Source organism: Gilliamella sp. App4-10, assembly GCF_001690495.1.
Classification (GTDB): Bacteria; Pseudomonadota; Gammaproteobacteria; order Enterobacterales; family Orbaceae; genus Gilliamella; species Gilliamella apicola_G.
Genome location: NZ_LZGS01000018.1, coordinates 74,714 through 96,698 on the forward strand (window position 1 = coordinate 74,714; position 21,985 = coordinate 96,698).

The following is a 21,985-nucleotide window of genomic DNA, read 5'->3' on the forward strand; positions in this document are numbered from 1 at the left end:
CATAAGTTATTTTTGATTGTTCAGTTGTTTTGCTTCATCGTTTATTTGCGCTATTTTAGTAGCCATTTGGTTATAACATTGTTCCATTAAGGCTCCAGCATCTTCTTTGCTTAGAACTTTGGTTTCAATAGGCTCTAACATTTCAACAATGATATGTCCATTGTTTAGGCGATTTAATTTAATATCATTGGTTTGCGATACACAAATTGGCACAATGGGGACACCAGCTGCAATTGCAGCTTTAAATGCGCCCGTTTTAAATGGTAACAATCCACGACCTCTACTACGAGTCCCTTCTGGAAACATCCAAATGGATATGCCTCGTTTTTTGATTTCATCAACTATTTGCCCAATCGTGTCGTGAGCTTTTGATTTATTATTGCGATCGATAAGAATGTTGCCTGTAAGGTAGTAAAGTTGCCCAAAAAATGGAATCCAAGCGAGACTTTTCTTCCCAACTGTTACTGTTTTTGGCTGTACCACATCAGCGGCTACGACGATGTCATAGTTATCTTGATGATTAGCAATATAAACACAGCTGCCTATTTTATTAATACCAGGAACTAAGCGAGTATCAACTTTTACACCTAATAGAGGTTTAAAGAAATAACTAAATAAATGAGCAAATCTTGCTACATTTTTAGGATTCCTTGGGTTGAATAAGCAAAAGATGATGCCTAATAAACAAACGACAACACCAATTATCACAACACTAATTAAGCGAAAAAGAAATACCATAATTTACCTCATAATTTAACTTGGTGTATTATATACATAATCTACGCTAATATACAGTGTGTTAAATGCTTCTGTTTAAAGGATAAGCATGCATAAATTGACTATTACTTGGGACGAAAATCAAACTCCAATGTCTACCTATTTTGATGATGTGTATTTTAATACTAAAGGGGCAATTGACGAAACCACTTACGTATTTATTGATGGTAATGATTTATATCAGCGTTTTTTACGGCATAAACAAGATACATTTATCGTTGGCGAAACAGGTTTTGGGTCCGGACTCAGCTTTTTGCTTTTATGGCAAACATTTTTACATTTTAGAAGTCAACATCCAAATCATATACTTAAGTATCTTGCATTTTTTAGTGTCGAAAAATACCCGTTATCATCAGATGAATTAATAAAAGTTCACAATAATGTGATTTCGGATGATAGTTTATTACTATTAGCTAAGCAGCTTCAGACTCATTTAATTGATTCTACCTGTCAGTTTGACAACGTTAGTTTGACGATATGTTATGATGATATTAGCAATTTTTCGAAATTTTTAGCTAAGCGAAATGTATTGATTGATGCTTGGTTTTTTGATGGTTTTTCGCCAGCTAAGAACCCTGATATGTGGGCAGAATCATTATTCAAAGATTGTTACGCATTAACGGCATTAAATGGCACTTTCGCTACTTTTACTGCGGCTGGATTTGTGCGACGAAATTTGCTTAATGCTGGATTCAAAGTGCGTAAACGCAAAGGTTTTGGGGTGAAGCGTGAAATGTTAATTGGTTATAGAGATGAATAACCTTGCCAAGGAAATTGGCAAGGCAAAACGCTTTTTCAAGTTTTAGCACAGTTAAAAATCAAATTGATAAATGATATCCAATGTTTGTGCTAAGCTTGATGTGGCATCTAAATAAAGGCTGGGCATTAGCCGGTAACGCAAAGTAAACGTGGCCAGTGAATCAAATATACCAACACCATATTTGAGTTGTAAGTTAGGTAATATGTAACCACTAACTACAACTTTAGAGTTATTACCTGCGCCTTGCGTATCAAGTGTTAGATTTTTGATACCAAATACATTACCGATATCACCAATATATTTACCTGTTTTTGCTGTACCAATACCAACCAGCAGTGCTGTCATCATATCACTATCACTTTGTTCTGTGCTATCAAGACTGTGCCCACGAATTAAGTAGGACAGCGCTTCTTGCTGTGACATGGTTGGGTCTGAAAAAACTTCAATTTTAGGTGACTCTGAGGATCCTGTAACACGAATTCCCGCTGTGACATTGCTATTTTCCATTGATTCAGGATTGCGGATTGCTTCGATGTCCAGTATTGCTTGATCTGTCGCTCCTGAAAATGTAATGATGCCTTTGTGAATAATCAAATCTTGTCCATAGGCATGAAATCGACCTGTTGGAATCAAAACTTCACCATGCAGATCAAGCCCTTTGTTAGTTTGTGCCGCTATTAAGTTACCTTTAAGCGAGGCTTTTAATCCAAAAGCATCGACAGTCACATTATCACCAATATTGATTTCAAGATGACTATTGATTTTAATACCAAATTCTTGAGGTTTAATTTCTTTTCGATTTATATCGAGCATTACTTCATCTGATGAAACATCAACACTTGATGCCGGAAGCGATTCAACTGTTATTTTTCCTTTTGGAATGCTAACTTTACCTAATAAAGTTAATTCATCTTGTGTTGCATTGATTTTAATATCTGGAACAATGGACATAATAATCATTGGCGGTACTGAAACTTCCATGGCAGCTCCATTAACTATTAACGAAGCTTGCCATTTATCTAAGGTATTCCAGCTAGCATTACCATTAATATTAACATTGCCGGCTTGAGTGGTTAAAATACCTTTTAATGAAGATGATTTACCATTGAAATTGATATCAAATTTAGCTGATTTAACATCAATCGGTAATTGGCTTGATTTTATTTCGCTATTTTGTAAATTAATGCTACCAGTCAGCAATGGGGCATTTAATGATCCAGAAAATCTAACCTGACCATTAATGGCTCCTTTAGCATAATCTTTGCTGTTTAATAACGGATTAATAATTGCTAACGCTAAATGATCGATATTCAATTGACCACCTAATTTTTTTTGTTCGATTGGATCAGTAATAACAAAATTACCGCTGATTTTTCCGAGTTTATTCAGACCAAAATTCCAATCTAATTTAGCTTGCTGTTCATTAAATTCTGCATCAATCTTGAAAAGATCGAAAGGCAGTGGTAACGACTGCGAGGTCACCATTTGTTGAATATAAACATCATGACTGGTTATATTCGCTTTTATTGATGGTATTTTACTGTCATTTTTAAATTGGATGATGACTTTACCATTTACATTACCCGCAAGTTTGGTTTCACTATCGTTAGGTATCGGTAGTTTAGATAGATTAATTTCTTTTAAAGTAATACTCGTATCGCTGTTTTTAGTTAGCAAAAATTGTTTATCAAGGCAAATAGTTGACTTACCATTTATCCAGCAATGGGCATTAATGGCTGGGATTTGATTATTCACATCATAAGCTAAGTCTACAGATTTAGCGAGTTGCCAATTGTTGTTATTGCCTAAATTGAGTAGGGCGTGAGGGATGGTCCCGTGCCATTTTGTGCGTGCTTTATCAAGCTGTCCTGTTAACGAAGTTTTTAATGATGCTGGTTCACCATCAATATTAACGGTTAAAGTATGCTGGCTTTCACTACCATACAGATCAATAGTTGCTTTTTTGATGGTTTGGCTTGGAAGTTCTATTGATTGACCAGTTAGCATGATGTTACCACTAACTTGATTTTTATATTCAACTTTGCCAACAAGATTAGCTTTAGCAACTTTTATCGTGTCAAAAGATAGTGAATTAATGGTTAAATTGGTATCTATGATTGCGTTATTAGGTGTGCTATTGAGTTTTATATTACCCGCAATTGATCCCTGCATATCATCAACCAATAAAGATAATGATTCTAGATTTAACTTCGCAATTAAATTGCCTTTTTCAGTTGATCCATTTGAATCGATCTGATTTTTACCCCATTGAATCGTAAAATTATTCGCTGTGGCTTTATTTTCAGAATTAATAAACACGCTACCAGATGCCAATAAATCAGCATGCTTGATATTACCTTTTAGTTGTAGATCGGATAAATTAAATGCCCATTTATCGTTCTCTAGTATACCTTTCGTTTTCAATTGACCGTTTAATCGAATTGGGTTCGTTGGCAGTTCTTTAGTGAGATCAACATTATTGAGTTTTATATTGGTATCCCATTGTAATGCTTGTGACCAACTTATATTTCCCGCTATATTAACCTCACCTTGAGGTAATTTAACGATGCCGTGATCAATGCTTGCATCTTGATTGGTTCCTTTTCCTGCAATATCAAACATAGTATTGCCTAGTTGTTCCCCTTGTATATTACCTTTGGCTGATATTTGATATCGCTTTACATTACCATTTATTGATGCAGCAAAATCATTTAATTCATATTGCGCTTTTCCTTCAATTGGCCATTGGATATGTTTACCTTCGAGTTGGATCATGATAGGCAGGTATTTTTCAATAAAATTGATGTGTCCACTTAGTTTCATCTGATTTGAACCATCAAGAGTTGTGTTGGCCAACAACTCACCCAGCAATTTGCCTGAAAACTGTGCATCAAATTGGTTTTGCTCAGTATTCGCTTTTACTAGCGCTAATACCGGCCAGTCATCGCGTAATGTGATTTCGCCCGAAACCGAAGCATGTCCGCTTGCGTAAGGGGTGGTAGCATCCGTGTCTAATTGTTTTATAATGATACGGCTATTAACAATATTGGTTTGAATGGCTACATTATTGAAACGATAATCTTGGCCTCCTATATGTAATAACCAGTTATTACCCTTAAAACAGGTTACATTAATATCTAATGGAATATTAATTTGAGGCAATGAGTCAAACAGTGGTTGATTAAAAATTTGGCTAATTTTTTCATTAATCGCGATATCTTCTGCTGTTGTTTTAACAGGTACATTGGTTATTTTATTATCGGCAAAGATAGCGCTTAAATCTGTTGCCACAGTAGGATAAACATAAATCTGATTGTTAACCCAAGTGGCTTTACCTATAAAGTCTGACATGCCAAATTGCATATCATCAATAGTGATTTTGACATCGGTTAGGTGGGTATTTTTAAGATCTATAGGTAACGGTGTTTTGAGCACAAAATGTTTTTCGGAAGTAGGTTCGTCAGGCAAACTTTCGTTTTGTTTAGCATTAATTGAAACTTTTATACCATTGGCATTAAATTGATTGATACAGACTTCAGTTTTTAATAAACAAAGTCCAGAAAGTGAAAAAGATGCATCATTGACTTGAACATTAACACTTGGTAATTCAAGCGAGAGTCCTTGGATATGCAGGTCATGAAATGAACCTTCAACTTGCGTTATCTTTAACTCAGGTAAAAATTTATTTAAAACATACGTGGTTAACTTTAAACCAACACTAGTGTATATAAATATAATAATAAAAAAAATTAGAAAAACAATAATAGATAAAATGGCAATACTTCGCTTTTTCCATTTATGTATCGGTTTTGATTTTTTTTCTTTTTTAATTTTAACTGTATTTCTAGTCATTTTATAATTCGCTTCCTAAACCAATATATAGGTGAACAGAACCACTGTTTTTGCTCAATGGTGTTGCTAAATCGATTTTTATTGGCCCAATTGGAGAGGCCCAACGAATGCCAAAACCTGCTCCTGTATAAAATTTGGTTTTATCAACTTTGTCTATCGCTTCACCTGTATCTACAAATGTAGCTCCCCACCATGATCCGGCTAAATTATATTGATATTCAAATGAACCAGTGATGAGTTTAGATGCACCTTTTAACTTGCCTTTTTTATCCTTAGGCGAGATAGACTGATAACTGTAACCCCGGATACTGCGTTCACCACCAGCAAAAAATCTAAATGATGGTGGAACACGATCAAAATTGCTTGCTTGTATAATGCCAAAATTACCACGGGCTATAAATCGATGTGACTTTAGTAACGATCGAATCCAGGTTTGTTGTGCTTGAAAGCGTACTAGATTAATATCGGAACCTAATGACTCTCCAGCAGCTTCAACAGAATAACGTTGTGAATCGCCCCACATTGCTAATAAATCACCATCAGAACGGATTCTTGATAAGCTCAGCGAAGGATAATACAAAAATGTTTTAAAACTTGCATCACCTTGAGTAAAATCATCACTTAATACATTAAAACCTAGTGACGTTTGCCATCCATAAAAATTATCCCAGTTGCGTAAAGCTCCAAACGTATAAGAACGAGAATAGGTATCATTATTATTAATTTTTTTATACCCACCCTGAATGGTGTAATATTGCTCAAGAGGTGATTTTTTTAATGGAATTTTGTAACTCATGGTCACTAATTGTTCTGGTGAAGATAGTGATAAGTTACTTTGAAAACTTTGTCCTCGGCTATTGATCCAAGGTTTATTCCAACCAATTTTACCATGCACGCCGTTATCAGTTGAAAAGCCTAACCCTAAATCCATGTTATTTTTTTTGCGAGGTGAGGTTTCTACATCAATGGGAAGAACTTTATCTTCTGTTACATGAGGAAAATCTGGGACAACCACAACCGAATTAAACCAGTTTGTTGAGGTAAGGCGTCTATTTAATAATGACAACTGTTCTGCAGTATATTCCTCTCCCACTTTAAATGGCACAATATTAGCTAAATAATCATCACGGATTTTGGCATTATGAAAAGTCACTTTCCCAAATCGATAACGCTGACCTGTTGTATAATCAATATTCCAAAAGGCCTGATGCTCGGACATCAAAATAGCTAACTGATGTTTTGGCATATTGGCATCAAAGTAACCTTTTTTTAATGATAAATTTTGTAGACTTTTCTTAAATGATTCATAAATACCATGATTTAACACATCACCAATGTTGGGCAATTCGTGGTTTAGTAAATATTCAAAATCGGGGTCTTGTTGACCGTCATCGATAATATTAACATTAAGTTGCTCAACTAATACGGGCTTGCCTGGTGATATTCTGACAACAAGTACTTTAGGATCTTGTGCATTGTATTCAAAGGTTGGCGAGTAATAACCTAATGCGCGTAGTGCTTTTTTTGCTTCGCTTTCAAAATAACGTTTAAAATTCGGGTTATCACTAACTTTGTCTGGTGTAATTAATGAAGTTCGTGCCTCAACATTTTCAGCAAGCTCTCCCTTTAATCCCTTGATGGATAATTTCATGTCAGCATAACTTGATGTTGCTGTCATCACCAAAAGTAAACCTAATGAACAGGAAAATCGTGACACATACACCTCGTATAATATTAAGATTCAAGTAAAGTGACATGACCAATATAAGGTAAGTGACGGTAGTGTTGAGCATAGTCAATACCATAACCCACAACAAACTCGTCAGGAATGGAAAATCCGATATATTTAACAGGAACGTTTACTTCACGCCGTGAAGGTTTATCTAAAAGTGTACAAATTTCAATACTGCGTGGATGACGCAATTTTAAAATAGCCATGACTTTGCTGAGAGTATTGCCCGTATCTATAATATCTTCGATAATCAATACATCTTTATCACGGATATCTTCGTCTAAGTCTTTTAATATTTTAACATCACGGTTACTAATAACAGCATTACCATAGCTTGATGCTGTCATAAAATCAACCTCGTGGCCGACGTTAATTGCCCTACTTAAATCGGCCATAAAAATGAAAGAACCACGTAAAAGTCCTACTAAGATCAGTTCATTTTGGCTATGTTGATAATCTTTGCTGATTTGTGTACCTAATTCGATTATTCGTTTTTGGATATCCTCAGCGGATATCATCATTTCTAATGTGTGTTTTTTCATTAATAATGCTCAAATTTACTTATAAAAAATTAAATTAGATTCTAGCAATATTCCTTGCTAAAAAGAATAAGTGAATCCATATTTTATTATGCTAAGATGGGGGCGGATTATAGCATTTTTTACTCAAGCGCCTAGTTACCTGAAACTTTTTGACACCTATTTTTAGTCATTTTTTTTTGTAAACGCCGTTTTTTAAAAAAATCACTTAAAATAGCACTACACTCGTTAGCTAGCACTCCACCTTTAACTTCTGCATAATGGTTGATGCCTTGCTGAGCAAGAATATCGATAAAAGAACCTGCTGCGCCAGTTTTGTAATCACTTGCACCATATACTACACGTTTAATACGGCTATGAATAATGGCGCCAGCACACATAATACAAGGTTCAAGAGTGACATATAAGGTTGTATTAATTATGCGATAGTTATTCAAAAATTTACCCGCTTGTTCAATAGCTATTATTTCAGCGTGAGCAGTGGGATTATGCTTACTAATGGGTTGATTAAAACCTTCACCAATAATTTGATTATTTTCATCAACAATCACCGCACCAACTGGAATTTCTCCTATCGATTCGGCACGATTAGCAAGCATTAATGCATGTTGCATCCAAATTTCATCTGATGACATTTTCAAATTACAAATTATTGAGATTTAGAACATCACGCATGTCGTATAAACCAACGGGTTGTTTGGCAAGCCAGAGTGAAGCTCTTACAGCTCCATTAGCAAATGTCATACGGCTAGATGCTTTATGACTAATTTCAACACGTTCGCCAATATCGGCAAAGATAGCTGTATGTTCTCCTACTATGTCACCAGCTCGGATAGTTGCAAAGCCAATAGCGCCTTGTGGTCTTTCGCCAGTATGACCTTCACGGCAGTAAACAGCACGATCTTTTAAGTTACAATCAAGAGCCTCTGCAATAGCTTCACCCATGGCTAATGCTGTACCAGACGGCGCATCAACCTTGTGACGGTGATGCGCTTCAATAATTTCGATATCAGTATAATCGCCCATAATTTTGGTGGCTTTTTCCAATAATTTTAGCACTAAGTTAACACCGACACTGAAATTTGCGGCAAAAACAATAGCAATGTTTTTAGCTGCATCAGCAATAGCTTGTTTGCCTACCTCATCAAAACCAGTTGTGCCAATGATTATCATTTTTTTATTTTCAACACAAAAAGCTAAGTGTGCAAGGGTGCCTTCAGGTCTCGTAAAATCGATTAATACGTCAAATTGGTCTTTAGCTTGTTCTAGATTATCGGTGACTGTAATACCACAAGTACCGATCCCTGCAAGTTCACCAGCATCACTACCAATTAATGATGAACCATCTCGTTCAAATGCTGCACCTAAAGTAACCCCTTCGATTTGCGAAACCGCTTGGATAAGTTGCCGTCCCATTTTGCCACCCGCGCCAGTGATCGCGATACGAATCATGTTTGTTGACATATGACTTTCCTTAACTTTTTGTGAATGTAGATAAATAAATATTATAACGGAAAATAAAGAGCTTATACACATCAGCTAAACTTTAATGCTACAATTTTTGATCCGTTTTCTATAAAAAATAATCAGGAGTTAATATGCGATCTCCGTGGTATTTTGGTTGGAATATCGTTATTGCAGCTTCTTTTCTTACTTTACTTTCCAGTGGGTTGAGAATGAGTATGGGGGTCTTTTTTTTTCCCATTGCAAATGATCTCGGTTTTAGCCGTAGCGTCCTTTCTGGAATTATTGCTATAGGTATGCTTTTTTCAGGTATTGCAATGCCAATAGCCGGATATTTAGTGGGTAAATATAGCACTCGTTTTGTCCTAATATTAGGCGCGATCATTATTATTATCTCGACAGTTTGGTCAGCTAACTCAACTGATTATTGGAGCTTTTTACTATCTTTCGGTATTGCATTATCTTTTGGTACTTCTTTTGTGGGGTCAGTTAGCTTTACGCCCATTATAGCGCGTTGGTTTATTAAACGCAGAGGATTGGCCTTATTTATTTTATCAACAGGAAGTATGGCAGGTATTGCAGTGATGTTACCTGTTTTTGCATTCTTCATTCCTATTTATGGATGGCAAACAACGCTAATTTCGTTTGCTGTAATTTTTATGATTATCGCCTTGCCTATTGCTTTGTTTATTATGGAAGATAATCAATCTGAGATCGAAAATTCTAGTATAGAGCCTGTTATCAATCAAAAAATAGAGTTTAGTATCAAACTTATAGATGTGTTAAAAACACGTCCATTTTGGCAACTGAGTTTTGGGCTTTTTACGTGTGGCTTCAGTATGAATTTATTAGGAACACATGGTGTCCCAATGCTTATCGATCATGGTTTTGATCCTATCACCAGTTCTAATGGTATTGGTTTGATTGGTTTAGTCGCTATTTTTAGTACCTTAGTTTTGGGTTATCTATCTGATATAGTACAACGAAAAAACATTTTGATGATGGTCTATTTAATACGAGGCTTAGGTTTTATTACTCTTGTTTTAGCATCAACTAAATGGCAGCTTTTTACTATTGCAGCAGCAGGTGGTTTGGTTTGGGCTGGCGCTTTGTCAATGTCTGGCGCTATTACAGCAGATATTTATGGTGTAAAAATTGTGGGATTACTTTCTGGATTAACCTATTTGGGGCATCAAATTGGTGCGATGATGGGTTCATGGTTAGGTGGATGGGCTTACGATCACTTACACACTCATTTAGTTGCGTTTGGTACGGCGAGTATTTTATTATTACTGGCGGCATTTAGCGCCTATCTTCTTCCCAAACGATAATACTTAAAACAAATGGACGCCAAATAGCGTCCATTCTTGCTTATAAAACTTTTAATAATTCAACATCAAAAATTAATGCGCTGTATGGTGGAATTGATGCGCCAGCTCCCTGAGCACCATAGGCTAACTCTTGAGGAATATATAAACGCCATTTTGAACCTTCAGGCATCAGTTGTAGCGCTTCAACCCAGCCTTGAATTACACCATTGACAGGGAACTCAGCCGGTTGTCCACGCTCTACTGAGCTATCAAATACAGTACCATCAATCAATTGCCCCGTATAATGGACTTGAACACGATCTGTTGCTTTAGGTAAGGCACCATCACCTTGTTGGATGATTTCATACTGTAGACCAGATTCAGTCGATTTAATGCCATCTTTATCAAGGTTTTTGGCAAGAAAATCTTTACCTGCTTGAGCAATTTTTTCTGCTTGTTTGGCTTTTTCTTTTGTTGCTTGTTCGTGTACATGACGTAGTGCATCATGTAGTTCTTGCAAAGGTAGTGCAGGCGGATTACCGGCTAAAACATCTTCCATTGCTTGTTTTAATGCGTTGAGTTCTAAATTATTTAAGCCTGATTCTTTCAATTGTTGTCCAATTTGTAATCCAATAGCATAACTTGCTTTTTGATCTATTGTCTCTAGTTTCATTTTTTACCTTTTATTGTTTAAAAATAGCGTTTATTGTGACTGTATTAAGTTGTTTGATACAAGAATAAAAGTCAAGTAATAATTCATAGAATGATTTAATGATAACTTGATTGTTGTCTAATAGTGAAAGAATATATCAATTTGGCTAGCACTTAGGGAAAATATCAGCGATAATACACCCTATTATTTTTTTAATGGATAAAGTTAGATGCCGTTTCGTAAATTTACCGCTTTTGCAATTGTAACTAGTGTTTTATTAACTGGTTGTTCAGTCGTTGATCGTTGGGTTTATAGACCTGATATCAACCAAGGTAATTATGTAACACAAGATGCTATTGATCTATTACAAGTTGGTCAAAATAAAAAACAGGTTGTATTTATTATGGGTGCGCCCATGTTAACTTCAGTTTTTGGTGGTAATGTGTGGTATTATGTTTTCCGTCAACAACCACAGCATGGAGCTGTAAGCCAAAGAATGTATGCAGTTTATTTTGATGAAAAGGGCATAGTAAAAGATATCAAAGCTTCAGCGCTAGCTGAATCTAAATCATTAGATGAAATGAATAAACAAGATATATCAGACCCAATTGATACAAAATCTGACGATGATAATACTGAATCTTAATAGGAATAAAAACCTCATAGTTAACGAGGTTTTTACTTTTCTAAATTCTTAATTAATAAATTTAAATTTTCACTAAAAAGTTGTTACGGGTTAATAACCGTATATTGCGGAAGATACTAATGCCGTAAAAAGAAATAACATTGTGATAAACATAGCTACAGATAATATGAAAGTAATTAGCATAAACATCCAATATCCATGAAGTCCATTAATTGCATTTACAAGATCATCGTTATGTTTTAATTTTGCAGTTAAAATAAAAGAACTACCTGATTGGAAAAGTTTAATACCACCAATGATCACTGGCACGCCGACAATAGCAGAAATGATTCCTAAACAAGCGATTGCTCCACTAATTATTACTAAGACACCGAAAATTTGTTGCATAACACCGATGAAACGCAGGCATTTTTGCAGTAAATCGCTTACTTGTAACGAAATGGTATTTGTTTCATTGTTATTCATTTTTATTCCCTATGTATGTATTTATTTATTACATGATCAAAAATCGGTAGCTAGAATAGCAATTTTTAATTAATTGTCGAGATTTTTTTGCTCGTAAAATCTATACTTAATTGTTTTTCCATTGCTCCAATGCTTAATAGGGCAAACATCGTTGAAATTTTAAAGTTACTGATCATGTTAGGATCTCATTGGGAACTTTCATAAAAATATTAAACTTCTTGTAATAAATCTCCATTTCAATCAATAGGGTATTTATTATCACTGAAAACGGTATAAGATAACTTGTATTTAATTTATGTGTAGAAGGAGGATATATTTGTTAACTCCTTTTTGGTAGTGCGGTAAAAAGATGCGAATTGATCTTGGAATGTTTGTGTCTGAAATCCTAAGAGAGCCCAAAAACATCAAGTTAGCTACTTAATCTGACAGACATTAATGATTCATGGATTTAATTTTAGTCAAATGTGCGTCTGCTGAGTACAATAATTTATCCAGTTGCTTTGCTCATACAACTTTCTGAAGGGTTAATAACTGTTATGAATATTCCCCATCATCTTACAGACTTGTTGAACGTTTCCCAATTATTTAGCAAGCTCTAAAAGTCCTAATTTGTGTTTGAAGATTTTTGCTGTTTGATTTATTTCTGACTATTTTTTAGTTATAAAATAAGTTAAGTGTCAGACTAAATCAAAACTAGAGCATATGATTACAGCTCAAATTATTTCAGGTATGGCTCATAGTGGTATTGAATGTATTCTTATAGAAGGTACTTGGTTAGTTAATAAAGGTAAGTGTGTTGTTGATACTAGAGCGAACACTGATTTAAAGGAGCTTTTACAAGATCCTAAATCAGGTGGTAATCTAGCTATCCATTGGCCAATAAATATTGGTAACGGTAGATTATCAATATAAAAACGACAAGGTGATCGAGCTGATGATAAAATAATCACTGTTATCGATATTAGAGTAGCAGACTCGACCTAATGAGCGGCTAAATAAGCATTGATTTGTTTAATTAAATTTTATACTATGATGTTAATTTAATTAACAAGGATATGACATGAAAAAAATAATTTTTTTATTTTGTCTTACTATTGGATTTGGAGTGTATGCTGATAATGATGCTGAGATGCAAGAAATGAAGCAGCAGCAACTAGCAAGGGAATATTTAACACCCCACTTAAAAGACCCAGATAGTGCCGAATTTAGAAACCAAAAGGGGTTTTGCGGTGAGGTTAATTCAAATAATTCTTTGGGAGATAAAACGGGTTTTCAAAGATTTATTGTTAGCGATAAAGATTTATATGTTTTAGAACAGGATTCAGGTTTTTTCGGTGTTGATTTTGAAAGCCTATGGAACAAAATGTGTAATTAGTTTTATAAACTGTATTAGCTCAAATTTAATTTGACAAACACTTATTATTCATCGGAATTCATTTTAGCAAAATGTGTGTCCGATGTGTAAAATAAATTTTTTAATTATTTTTCTCTCGCGAGCTCTTTTACGCTTAGCTAAGTTTGTTTCGGTGTTTTGTCATAAGAATACTTAACTGAATGTACTCTTTCCTTATTATAAAATTCAAGCCATTGCTCAATATCGTATTGAGTTTCAGACAATTCATTATACATCTTGCGCTTGAACATAATGTTATAATATTTGATTTTCATCGTTTTATGGAATCGCTCATACATCTCGTTTGGTTGCAGAGTATAGGCCTTGGTTTTGGTATGCTCAAACTTTTCGATACCTAGTTTGTACCTCATGTTTTGCTAGCTGTTGCGTCTGCACGGACACGTTTCTCTATGATATAATGGGTCATCTTTTGCCTTAAATTATTCGTCCTATCGGCGTGGAAGCCTGATAATGAAAAAATATATTAAAATAGGCAAAAATAATTTTATGAGATAAACAATAAAAACAGCTATAAACATTGGTGTATCAATGAATTCAACAAAGAATAAATTTTCCGTTGCCCCTATGCTTGATTGGACCGATAAGCATTGCCGCTATTTTCATCGAATTTTAACCAAACAAACATTGCTCTATACCGAAATGGTGACCACTGGCGCGATTTTATTTGGAAAAGGTGATTATTTAGCTTTCAATAATGAAGAGCATCCAGTTAGCTTGCAACTAGGTGGTAGCGATCCTAAAGCATTAGCACAATGTGCAAAATTAGCGCAAGAACGTGGTTATGACGAAATAAATTTAAATGTGGGTTGTCCATCCGATCGTGTACAAAATGGTATGTTTGGCGCTTGCCTAATGGGCAATGCCGATTTGGTTGCTAACTGTATTGCACAGATGCAAGAACAGGTGGATATCCCCGTCACAGTAAAAACCCGAATTGGTATTGATAACTTTGATAGTTATGCATTTTTATGCCAATTTATTGAAAAAGTCATGCCCTATACTAACACGTTCATTGTGCATGCGCGCAAAGCGTGGTTATCAGGATTAAGCCCAAAGGAAAATCGGGAAATCCCTCCGCTTGACTATGATCGTGTTTATAAACTCAAACAAGATTATCCCGATTTAACGATAGCCATTAATGGTGGTATTAAAACGATTGATGAAATAAAATACCACTTGCAGTATGTTGATGGTGTAATGATAGGACGAGAAGCATATCAAAACCCACTATTACTTACTGAAATTGATACGCAAATTTTTGGCACAAATACTTCCGTCATCGACCCTCTATCTGCTATTCGTGCACTTTACCCTTATATCGAACAGCAGCTAATGCAAGGCGCACAACTTAACCATATTATGCGCCATACTTTAGGTATATTTAATGGACGTAAAGGGGCAAGGCAATGGCGACGTTATCTTAGTGAGAATGCCCATAAAAAAGCAGCTGGGGTCGAAGTAGTAGAACAGGCTTTAACATTCATTCAATAATATTCCATAAAAAAGCAATTATATTCGCTTTATAATGGCGCTAATTGCACATAGCTAGTATATCGTTATATACTAGCCCACAATTTTCTTAATGGTTTTATTCTGTGCGTTTAAATTCAAGTCAACAAAAAGCGGTTGAATATGTTTCAGGACCTTGCCTTGTTTTAGCTGGGGCTGGTTCTGGAAAAACTCGGGTTATCATCAACAAAATTGCTTATTTAATTCGCGTTAAAGAATATTTGCCACGTCATATTGTTGCTGTTACTTTTACCAATAAAGCCGCGCGCGAAATGAAAGAACGCATTGCCCAATCGCTTAGTAAACAAGAGGCAAGGGGGCTTAAAATCTCAACATTCCATACATTGGGATTGGATATTGTTCGCCGAGAGTATAGACATCTAGGCATTAAATCCAACTTTTCATTGTTTGATGATCATGATCAAACCGCCTTACTCAAAGAATTAACTTATCAATGGTTAGAGGGTGATAAGGATCTGATTAATCAATTACGCTCAACAATCTCAAATTGGAAGAATGATATCGTTGATTCAACTATTGCGATGGCAAGTGCGCAAACCAACAAGGAAAAATTATTTGCTCACTGTTATCAATTGTATGAGAAACAATTAAAAGCTTGCAGCATTTTAGATTTTGATGATCTTATTTTATTACCCACACTCTTATTAAAAAATAATGAAGAAGTTCGCGAAAAATGGCAAAACAGAGTTCGTTACTTGCTAGTTGATGAATATCAAGATACTAATACCAGTCAGTACGAATTTATCAAATTACTGGTTGGCAACCGAGCCAAATTTACTGTCGTTGGTGATGATGATCAGTCAATCTATTCTTGGCGTGGTGCACGACCACAAAATTTAGTATTACTCAAACAAGATTTTCCAACATTAGAAGTCATCAAACTAGAACAAAATTACCGATCATCGGGCCGAATTTTAAAAGTGGCGAATATTTTAATCGAAAATAATCCACACATCTTTGAAAAAAAATTGTTTTCAGAATTAGGTTATGGCGAAACATTAAAAGTCATTTCTGCTGATAGTGAAGAGCACGAAGCCGAAAAAGTCATTAATGATCTTATTGGTCATCGCTTTGCGCATAACGGTCAATATGGTCAATATGCTATTTTATATCGTGGTAATCATCAGGCTCGGCTAATTGAAAAAATATTAATGCAATATCGCATACCCTATCGAATCTCCGGCGGAACATCGTTTTTTGCGCGAATTGAAATTAAAGATTTAATGGCGTATTTGCGGTTATTAACTAATCCTGATGATGACAATGCGTTTATTCGCATTATCAATACCCCCAAACGAGAAATTGGCCCAGCAACCATCCAAAAACTAGGGGAGTGGGCAAATCACCGTGGTGTTAGCCTATATCAAGCAAGTCATGATATGGGGCTAACTCAACTACTATCAGGCAAGCGCATGGAATCATTACAAGTATTTATCCATTGGTTTGATACGCTTATTCAAAAATCGCACCATGAACCGATGGACGTGATTTATGAACTGCTGCATGGTATCAATTATGAAAGCTGGATTTATGAAACATCGTCATCCCCAGCTGCGGGGCAAATGCGCATGCGCAATGTCGAACAATTGATCAGTTGGTTAAATGGGATGTTGCAAGGTGATGATATTGATGAAGCCATGACACTTGAACAAGCTGTTGCCAGATTTACCTTACGAGACATGCTAGAACGTAACGAAGCCGAAGAAGAGCTTGATCAAGTTCAACTTATGACGCTACATGCCTCAAAAGGGCTAGAGTTCCCTTACGTCTATTTAGTTGGCATGTCCGAAGGACTATTACCACATCAAAACAGTATTGATGAAGACAATATCGAAGAGGAGCGCCGCCTAGCCTATGTAGGCATCACTCGAGCCCAACAAGAGCTCACATTTTCATTTAGCCGACAACGTAAACAATTTGGCGAAACACTGCAAGTTGAACCGAGTCGATTCTTATTAGAACTGCCACAAGACGACTTAGTCTGGCAAGATCAACGTAACGAACTATCTCCCGAAAAAAAAATGCAACAAGGACAAAGCAGAATAGCCATGCTAAAAGCACAAATCGACAAAGCTAAATAAATGAATATTAAAAAGAATAGAGAATAAAGAAATATGAAATTTATAATTAGTATCCGTTAATTTTTAAGCTAATCCATCGTCTGAAAACTTAAAATTATTAATAAATAATATGTTAAATATCTTTTTAAAGATGAAATTCAGATGGTAATGTTAATTAAATTGATTGTAAGTTGATTATATTCATGACCAAAATGAATATAATAAAAAACTAAATTGATGATATTTTGTTAATCCAATGCGATAAACCATTAAAAATCATTGACGAATTGAAATAGCTTTATATAATACTCTGCGTCTAATCGACAAATCCTATCTAAGTCTCCTTAGCTCAGCTGGATAGAGCAACGGCCTTCTAAGCCGTAGGTCACAGGTTCGAATCCTGTAGGGGACGCCATTGAAATGAAATATAAACAACGGGTTATAGAACTGAAGTTTAATCTTTGATTATCGTTATTTTCGTTGTGTGACACAAATTGTGGCTGTATTAGAAAAGTTATTTTAATGAGCAGCGTTTAAATACCGCAAGCAGGCCAACGATAAATTCTATTGAATCAGCAAAAACTAAAATTAATTTCTTCAAAACATTCCCAAATAGCAAATGGTCTCTTTATGTAATTAGTAAATCAGTAACTCAATGCGTACTTAATTAAGGCGATTTTTGGTTTATTGAAGATCTAAAGCGACAATTTTTTTAAGTGTGTTGTGATAGAACAAGGGTATGTTTTCATTAAAAATAATTAAATAAAATCAATACTCTACCTGATTATTTTTTAGAAAAATAATAAGCCATTTTATTTACAGTTAAAAATCCATATCTAATTGGAATGTTCTGGTTAGGGCGGTAAACATTTCTAGATATTTATGCCTAATGTTTTGTATAATTTATTGTTACATTCTTCTTTTACTGTATATACCGTCCATTCGTCATGAATTGATTTCATGACAATTTCAAGCCTAGCATTAATTAATTTAAAAGGAAGATGTTTAATTTGATAATAAAAAGTACTCGGTGATAATGATAGGCAACGACAGATTTAAGCTGTTTCATTTCCGGCCTTCTTCAGAATCAACGTTATTTGTTGCTGTTTGTCATTTCGATTGCGAAGAAGGCAGAAGCCTTTTTTAAAACTGTTTATCGCTTTGTCATTGCTTAACTTGTTTTCTAACGCTTGGATCCTTTTTTTACTTAGGAGTCAACGTACTACTTTAAAGCGTACCTTGCCTTTCTTTTCTATATTGCGTTACCCAACGCTGGATTGATGAGATACTGACACTCATTTTTTTGCAGCATCTTTATGTATATAACCATAATTTAGAACGAGCCCTGCACATTCTCGTTTAAATTCGATATTTAGTTATCTTGCCACTAGTAAATCTCATTAGTTGAAGGTTTATTATACCGCTAAGGATGTCTCCAATAAAAGTATACTGTTACAGTTTTGCATGATCTCAATGTAGCCGTATTATATGCTGTTCAAATCCTATTAATTTATCGTGGGCAAATAGTTGAGTTGAGCAAGGCAGGCCGAAAGACTTTTAATCGCAGACAATATTAATCGCTGGTATGGGATAAAATTGGGCGTTTTTCACCACCCAGATAATTATTATGTACCACAAATCTGCCTAATGCTTTAAGCAAAATAAATAAACACTAATTATTGGCTCCATTTTAATCTAAATTCAGTATATAATTTGAAAAAACAATAACAAATGGGGCTAGTAATGATGAACCAAGGTAGTGAAAGTGTGATTTCTGTTTCTCATCTTTTAGAGGCTCAACCTGCTTTTGTCTGTCAATTAGACGGTAAAGGCAAAGCAATGCCTCTCAATGAGCAGAGTAAGCCCTCCATTTCGCAGCCATTTTGGATCCATTTAGATTTTGCCAAGCAAGAAACTATCAATTGGATAAATACCACAGATCTTGTCCCTGATTTGATCAAAAACGAATTGGTAAAACCAAACCAAATATCTAAAGAAATTCGTTTTGAATCGGGGGTTTTAGTGGTTTTAAAAGGCGTTAACTTTATCCCCAATGAGCTCCCCGATCCTATTGTTACCTTTCGTTTTTTTATTACTGATAACACGATCATTTCAACTCGACATCAAGAAATTGCAGCTATTACTGAATTAAAAGATCGTTTAGAAAAAGGTATTGGGCCTGTAGATGTGGCTGATTGGTTGATTCAAATATCTGATTTAATTAGTGATCAAGTTAACTTATCGTTTGATAGTGTGCACAATAAAATCATTAAGTTAGAGAATTCGGTATTAAATCAACGTATTTTTTCTTATAAAGAAATAGGCCGTGTTCGTAAGCAGTTGATCGTTTTACGCCGGTTATTATCGCCACAACGTGATATTTTTGTGAAAATTTCGACGGAAAGAGTATCATGGATCGACGATAATGACCGCCAACGATTACACGATATTTCCTATCAACAAAACCATTATGTCTCTGATATTGATAGCTGTTTATTAAGAATAGCCTCAATCATGGAACAAATTAATAGCTTTTTGGCCGAGTCAACCAATAAGAGAATCTACTTAATGTCTCTTTTTACCATTATATTTACGCCGATTACTTTTTTAACCAGTTTGCTGGGTGTCAATTTAGCTGGTATTCCCTTTAGCGAACAAGGATGGTCTTTTGTTGGATTAATCGTACTGCTTGTTGTTATTTGTATAGTTTCAGTCATTTGGCTTAAATATAAAAAATGGTGGTAATTAAGCTCTCTTTTAAAAATTGGATTAAAGGTTATGAGCATTTGTTCAAGCTTATGTTATTTGGAATTTTTAGTGAATAATCATTTTTATGCAATTTAATCAATCTTATCGTTTATTTATTGCTGAAAAACCCAGCTTAGCGAGGGCTATTGCTGAAGTATTACCTAAACCTCATCAAAAAGGTAATGGTTTTATCAAAGCAAGTAATGGTGATGTTGTGAGCTGGTGTATTGGGCATCTATTAGAGCAAGCCACACCAGAAGTTTATGATCCTCGATATAAAAAATGGGTGATTAATGATTTACCCATAGTGCCTGAAAAATGGATATTAATGCCTAAAGGCAATACACAAAAACAATTTAATATTTTGGTAGATCTGATTAAGTCAGCAGAGCAAATAGTACACGCTGGTGACCCAGATAGGGAAGGGCAGTTATTGGTTGATGAAGTTTTAAATTATTGCCAATTATCGCCAGATAAGCGCAAAGCAATTCAACGCTGTTTAATTAGTGATTTGAATGCTAGTGCTGTTGAAAAGTCATTGCAACAATTACGCAACAATCAAGATTTTATTCCTTTATCAACCTCGGCATTAGCAAGGGCTAGAGCCGATTGGCTGTATGGAATTAATATGAGTCGGCTTTGTACTATTGTTGGGCAAAAAAACGGTTATCGAGGCGTATTATCAATAGGGCGAGTGCAAACGCCTATTTTAGGATTGGTGGTTAGGCGAGATTTAGAGATAACGCAATTTGTACCTAAACCATTTTATGAAGTTTTTGCTGTGCTGCAAACCAAAGATAATGAAATATTCAAAGCGAAATGGCAACCCAGCGAAGCCTGTGCGCCTTATCAGGATGATGAAGGGCGTGTATTAGTCAAAAAATTAGCCGAAAATGTTTGTCAGCGCATTAATAATCAATCCGGAAAAATTGATAAAGTCAGTAATAAAAAGAAAGAACTAGCGCCACCAATGCCATTTAATTTATCGGCATTGCAAATTGAAATGGCCCAAAAAAATGGATTGAGCGCTCAAGATGTGCTCGACATTTGCCAATCGTTATATGAAAAACACAAATTAATCACCTATCCAAGGTCGGATTGTCGCTTTCTACCCGAAGAACATTTAAAACAAATTACAGGCGTAAAGTCCGCCATTGAAAATAATTGTCCTGAACTACAATCTGCTATTGGTGATGCTAATTTTACTTTACGTTCCAAGGCTTGGAATGATAAAAAAGTTGAAGCGCATCACGCCATTATTCCAACTTTGCGCAAAGCTAAAATGGAAAGCTTAACCGATAACGAAAAAGCAGTGTATCAAGTTGTAGCAACGCAATATTTAGCTCAATTTTATCCAGCTTATAAATATGCTGAATTGCAAATTGATGTTGACATTCAAGGGGGAAAATTTATTTCTAAAGCCAACCAGATGCTTGACGACGGTTGGAAGGTTTTATTTAGAAGTAAAAACTACCAAGTTGAAACCGAGACAAATAATAATGAAAGTAATGGCCTATTAACTAAATTAGTTAAAAAGGGCGAAACTGTGCAATGTATTGATACTGAGCTGGTTAGTAAAGAAACCCAACCGCCAAGACCTTTTACCGATGCCACATTATTGTCTGCCATGACAGGAATTGCCCGATTTGTTAAAGATCCCGAAATCAAAAAAATATTGCGAGAAACCGATGGCTTAGGCACAGAAGCAACAAGGGCTGGTATTATTGAGTTGTTATTTAAACGCCAATTTTTAACTCGTCAAGGTAAAGCAATTCGCTCAACTGACGTAGGTAAAAATCTGATTTTATCGCTACCTGATATCATGTCGATGCCTGACATGACCGCACATTGGGAATTACAATTAGATGAAATTAGTAAAAAAGCGTTTTCATACCAACAGTTTATGCATCAACTCAATTTATCACTGTTAGATCTTGTTAATCAGTTAAAAAATACAAGGTTGAATATTCGAGCCTAATCTCCAGATAAACGACATAGGATGAAACATAACAATGAACGTTTCATCCTGTTGATTA

General features: G+C 35.1%; 18 protein-coding genes and 1 tRNA gene. 10 read left to right on the forward strand and 9 right to left on the reverse strand.

Going from position 1 to position 21,985, the window contains the following annotated elements; genetic code table 11:
- Nucleotides 1-6 precede the first annotated feature (6 nt).
- Nucleotides 7-738: a 1-acylglycerol-3-phosphate O-acyltransferase gene (locus A9G23_RS03085; RefSeq protein WP_065586222.1), complete on the reverse strand. Its 732-nt coding sequence runs from the start codon at nt 736-738 to the stop codon at nt 7-9.
- 88 nt (nt 739-826) lie between these two features.
- On the opposite strand from A9G23_RS03085, the gene mnmD reads away from it, so the two are divergent.
- A complete protein-coding gene (mnmD, locus tag A9G23_RS03090; RefSeq protein ID WP_065586223.1) occupies nt 827-1,537 on the forward strand; it encodes a tRNA (5-methylaminomethyl-2-thiouridine)(34)-methyltransferase MnmD in 711 nt (236 codons plus the stop codon).
- A 51-nt stretch (nt 1,538-1,588) separates the two neighbouring features.
- Here mnmD and tamB read toward each other — a convergent pair whose 3' ends face one another.
- The 5 genes from tamB to dapB form a co-directional block, all read right to left on the reverse strand.
- Nucleotides 1,589-5,389, reverse strand: coding sequence for an autotransporter assembly complex protein TamB (gene tamB, locus A9G23_RS03095; RefSeq protein ID WP_065586224.1), 3,801 nt, complete (start codon nt 5,387-5,389; stop codon nt 1,589-1,591).
- A 1-nt stretch (nt 5,390) separates the two neighbouring features.
- Nucleotides 5,391-7,067, reverse strand: a complete 1,677-nt coding sequence (tamA, locus tag A9G23_RS03100; protein ID WP_065586225.1) for an autotransporter assembly complex protein TamA — start codon at nt 7,065-7,067, stop codon at nt 5,391-5,393.
- Between the two features lie 56 nt (nt 7,068-7,123).
- Nucleotides 7,124-7,663: a hypoxanthine phosphoribosyltransferase gene (hpt, locus tag A9G23_RS03105; RefSeq protein ID WP_065586226.1), complete on the reverse strand. Its 540-nt coding sequence runs from the start codon at nt 7,661-7,663 to the stop codon at nt 7,124-7,126.
- A 131-nt stretch (nt 7,664-7,794) separates the two neighbouring features.
- Nucleotides 7,795-8,295 carry a tRNA adenosine(34) deaminase TadA gene (gene tadA / locus A9G23_RS03110; protein ID WP_081296913.1) on the reverse strand — a complete coding sequence of 167 codons (501 nt, stop codon included), beginning with the start codon at nt 8,293-8,295 and terminating at the stop codon, nt 7,795-7,797.
- A 7-nt stretch (nt 8,296-8,302) separates the two neighbouring features.
- On the reverse strand, nt 8,303-9,124 hold the full coding sequence (gene dapB, locus A9G23_RS03115) for a 4-hydroxy-tetrahydrodipicolinate reductase (RefSeq protein ID WP_065586228.1): 822 nt from the start codon (nt 9,122-9,124) through the stop codon (nt 8,303-8,305).
- A 134-nt stretch (nt 9,125-9,258) separates the two neighbouring features.
- Between dapB and A9G23_RS03120 the strand changes: the two genes are divergently transcribed.
- Nucleotides 9,259-10,455, forward strand: a complete 1,197-nt coding sequence (locus A9G23_RS03120; protein ID WP_065586229.1) for an MFS transporter — start codon at nt 9,259-9,261, stop codon at nt 10,453-10,455.
- Nucleotides 10,456-10,495: 40 nt separating this feature from the next.
- Here A9G23_RS03120 and A9G23_RS03125 read toward each other — a convergent pair whose 3' ends face one another.
- Nucleotides 10,496-11,107, reverse strand: coding sequence for an FKBP-type peptidyl-prolyl cis-trans isomerase (locus tag A9G23_RS03125; RefSeq protein WP_065586230.1), 612 nt, complete (start codon nt 11,105-11,107; stop codon nt 10,496-10,498).
- Nucleotides 11,108-11,315: 208 nt separating this feature from the next.
- On the opposite strand from A9G23_RS03125, the gene bamE reads away from it, so the two are divergent.
- A complete protein-coding gene (bamE, locus tag A9G23_RS03130; RefSeq protein ID WP_065586231.1) occupies nt 11,316-11,732 on the forward strand; it encodes an outer membrane protein assembly factor BamE in 417 nt (138 codons plus the stop codon).
- Between the two features lie 90 nt (nt 11,733-11,822).
- Here bamE and A9G23_RS03135 read toward each other — a convergent pair whose 3' ends face one another.
- Entirely contained in the window at nt 11,823-12,197 is a 375-nt protein-coding gene (locus A9G23_RS03135) for a DUF5362 family protein (protein ID WP_065586232.1), read from the reverse strand.
- A gap of 702 nt (nt 12,198-12,899) precedes the next feature.
- Between A9G23_RS03135 and A9G23_RS03140 the strand changes: the two genes are divergently transcribed.
- Together A9G23_RS03140 and A9G23_RS03145 are read left to right on the forward strand one after the other, a co-directional pair.
- Nucleotides 12,900-13,109, forward strand: a complete 210-nt coding sequence (locus tag A9G23_RS03140) for a hypothetical protein (RefSeq protein WP_065586233.1) — start codon at nt 12,900-12,902, stop codon at nt 13,107-13,109.
- Between the two features lie 148 nt (nt 13,110-13,257).
- Nucleotides 13,258-13,572 (forward strand): hypothetical protein, encoded by a 315-nt coding sequence (locus A9G23_RS03145; RefSeq protein ID WP_065586234.1) that lies wholly within the window; start codon nt 13,258-13,260, stop codon nt 13,570-13,572.
- 137 nt (nt 13,573-13,709) lie between these two features.
- Here A9G23_RS03145 and A9G23_RS11835 read toward each other — a convergent pair whose 3' ends face one another.
- Nucleotides 13,710-13,961, reverse strand: coding sequence for an integrase core domain-containing protein (locus A9G23_RS11835; protein WP_065586235.1), 252 nt, complete (start codon nt 13,959-13,961; stop codon nt 13,710-13,712).
- Between the two features lie 178 nt (nt 13,962-14,139).
- Here A9G23_RS11835 and dusA point away from each other — a divergent pair, with 178 nt between their 5' ends.
- The 5 genes from dusA to A9G23_RS03175 all read left to right on the forward strand — a co-directional run bounded on the left by dusA (nt 14,140) and on the right by A9G23_RS03175 (nt 21,927).
- Nucleotides 14,140-15,102, forward strand: coding sequence for a tRNA dihydrouridine(20/20a) synthase DusA (dusA, locus tag A9G23_RS03155; RefSeq protein ID WP_065586236.1), 963 nt, complete (start codon nt 14,140-14,142; stop codon nt 15,100-15,102).
- Between the two features lie 104 nt (nt 15,103-15,206).
- The gene (gene rep, locus A9G23_RS03160; protein ID WP_065586237.1) at nt 15,207-17,222 is read left to right on the forward strand and encodes a DNA helicase Rep; all 2,016 of its coding nucleotides are present in this window, start codon (nt 15,207-15,209) and stop codon (nt 17,220-17,222) included.
- Between the two features lie 317 nt (nt 17,223-17,539).
- Nucleotides 17,540-17,616, forward strand: a tRNA-Arg gene (locus tag A9G23_RS03165).
- Between the two features lie 1,328 nt (nt 17,617-18,944).
- Nucleotides 18,945-19,946 (forward strand): zinc transporter ZntB, encoded by a 1,002-nt coding sequence (zntB, locus tag A9G23_RS03170; protein WP_176700247.1) that lies wholly within the window; start codon nt 18,945-18,947, stop codon nt 19,944-19,946.
- An 88-nt stretch (nt 19,947-20,034) separates the two neighbouring features.
- Nucleotides 20,035-21,927 carry a DNA topoisomerase III gene (locus A9G23_RS03175; RefSeq protein WP_065586238.1) on the forward strand — a complete coding sequence of 631 codons (1,893 nt, stop codon included), beginning with the start codon at nt 20,035-20,037 and terminating at the stop codon, nt 21,925-21,927.
- Nucleotides 21,928-21,985 lie beyond the last annotated feature (58 nt).

What these genes read in the sequence shown, in the direction of transcription:
- A9G23_RS03145 (WP_065586234.1), top strand. Translation starts at nt 13,258, where the DNA reads ATGAAAAAAATAATTTTTTTATTTTGTCTTACTATTGGATTTGGAGTG.
- zntB (WP_176700247.1), top strand. Translation starts at nt 18,945, where the DNA reads ATGATGAACCAAGGTAGTGAAAGTGTGATTTCTGTTTCTCATCTTTTA.
- A9G23_RS03140 (WP_065586233.1), top strand. Translation starts at nt 12,900, where the DNA reads ATGATTACAGCTCAAATTATTTCAGGTATGGCTCATAGTGGTATTGAA.
- bamE (WP_065586231.1), top strand. Translation starts at nt 11,316, where the DNA reads ATGCCGTTTCGTAAATTTACCGCTTTTGCAATTGTAACTAGTGTTTTA.
- mnmD (WP_065586223.1), top strand. Translation starts at nt 827, where the DNA reads ATGCATAAATTGACTATTACTTGGGACGAAAATCAAACTCCAATGTCT.
- A9G23_RS03125 (WP_065586230.1), bottom strand. Translation starts at nt 11,107, where the DNA reads ATGAAACTAGAGACAATAGATCAAAAAGCAAGTTATGCTATTGGATTA.
- A9G23_RS03120 (WP_065586229.1), top strand. Translation starts at nt 9,259, where the DNA reads ATGCGATCTCCGTGGTATTTTGGTTGGAATATCGTTATTGCAGCTTCT.
- tamA (WP_065586225.1), bottom strand. Translation starts at nt 7,067, where the DNA reads ATGACAGCAACATCAAGTTATGCTGACATGAAATTATCCATCAAGGGA.
- tamB (WP_065586224.1), bottom strand. Translation starts at nt 5,389, where the DNA reads ATGACTAGAAATACAGTTAAAATTAAAAAAGAAAAAAAATCAAAACCG.
- A9G23_RS11835 (WP_065586235.1), bottom strand. Translation starts at nt 13,961, where the DNA reads ATGAGGTACAAACTAGGTATCGAAAAGTTTGAGCATACCAAAACCAAG.
- dapB (WP_065586228.1), bottom strand. Translation starts at nt 9,124, where the DNA reads ATGTCAACAAACATGATTCGTATCGCGATCACTGGCGCGGGTGGCAAA.
- A9G23_RS03135 (WP_065586232.1), bottom strand. Translation starts at nt 12,197, where the DNA reads ATGAATAACAATGAAACAAATACCATTTCGTTACAAGTAAGCGATTTA.
- A9G23_RS03175 (WP_065586238.1), top strand. Translation starts at nt 20,035, where the DNA reads ATGCAATTTAATCAATCTTATCGTTTATTTATTGCTGAAAAACCCAGC.
- dusA (WP_065586236.1), top strand. Translation starts at nt 14,140, where the DNA reads ATGAATTCAACAAAGAATAAATTTTCCGTTGCCCCTATGCTTGATTGG.
- A9G23_RS03085 (WP_065586222.1), bottom strand. Translation starts at nt 738, where the DNA reads ATGGTATTTCTTTTTCGCTTAATTAGTGTTGTGATAATTGGTGTTGTC.
- hpt (WP_065586226.1), bottom strand. Translation starts at nt 7,663, where the DNA reads ATGAAAAAACACACATTAGAAATGATGATATCCGCTGAGGATATCCAA.
- tadA (WP_081296913.1), bottom strand. Translation starts at nt 8,295, where the DNA reads ATGTCATCAGATGAAATTTGGATGCAACATGCATTAATGCTTGCTAAT.